Annotated in this window: 1 protein-coding gene; it reads right to left on the reverse strand. The window is 69.4% G+C overall.

The features are described 5' to 3' along the window. The coding region (locus C7C56_RS28860; RefSeq protein ID WP_181373160.1) for a hypothetical protein at positions 1-1,004 on the reverse strand (1,004 nt) is incomplete at both ends.

The raw sequence follows: 1,004 nt of genomic DNA on the forward strand, positions 1-1,004 counted from the left end.
GGCCGCGCTGCGCGCGTCGAGCAGGCCGAGCGTGATGCCGCTGGCGGCCTGGAAACGGATGTTGGCGCCGTCGGTTTGGGCCAGCGCGCCGCCTTGCATATCGACCGCGCCGGCGCTCGAGGCGACGTCGATGGTGCCGCCGCCGGTGACCAGGCGGCCGAGGCTGGAGAGGCTGATGGTGCCGGTGGCCAGCACGCTGATGCTGCCGCTGCCGCTGGCGTTGCCGAGTGTGGCGTTAACGGTCAGGGTTCCGGCGATCTCGAGGCGAACGTGGCCGCCATCCATCCCGAGCGCTTGGTCGACGCTGACGTTGCCGCCGGAGGCGAGCTGGACGCCGAACCCGCTGCTGGTGGTGATCCCACTCATCGCGGCGTCCGACACGGGCGCACTGGCGCCGGTGCTGTCGACGCGGTTGACCGCGAGCGGGCCGACCGTGCCGAGCGAGAGGCCGTCCTTCTCGGCAAAGAAGGCGCTGCCGGCGGCGAGACTGGCAGCCAGTGTCGATACCTCGGTCTCGATCACGAAGCCGGCCGCGCCGATGCTGGTGCCCGCGCTCAGGCGCAGGCCGTACGAGAGCAGGTTGACGGTCGCGTTCGGGCCGTCGTCGAGCTGGGCGTCGACGATGGCGGTGCCGGCCACGATGCTGATGTTGCCGCCGGCCATGCCGGTGCCCGCGTTGACGATGCCGATGGTGCTGCTGCCGGCCGTGCTTTCGAGGCGGATGTTGCCGTTGTTGGTCAACAGTTGGGCCAGGCCCTCCATGCTGATGTTGTCGGCCGCCAGCAGGTCGATGGTCTTGCCAAGCTTGGACGCGCCCACGCTCGGCGCCGCCGCCGTCATGTCGTCCAACAGCAAGCTGTCGGTCGACAGCAAGCTGATGTTGCCGTTGCTCGACAGCAGGTCGGCGCGCAAGGCGAGGTCGGCCGAGGTCGCTTCGATCAACTCATTGCTGCGCAAAAGAATGTTGCCGCGATCACCCGTGCTGCGCACGGTGCCCAGCACGG

Origin of the sequence: Massilia glaciei (assembly GCF_003011895.2) — a bacterium.
GTDB lineage: Bacteria > Pseudomonadota > Gammaproteobacteria > Burkholderiales > Burkholderiaceae_D > Telluria_A > Telluria_A glaciei.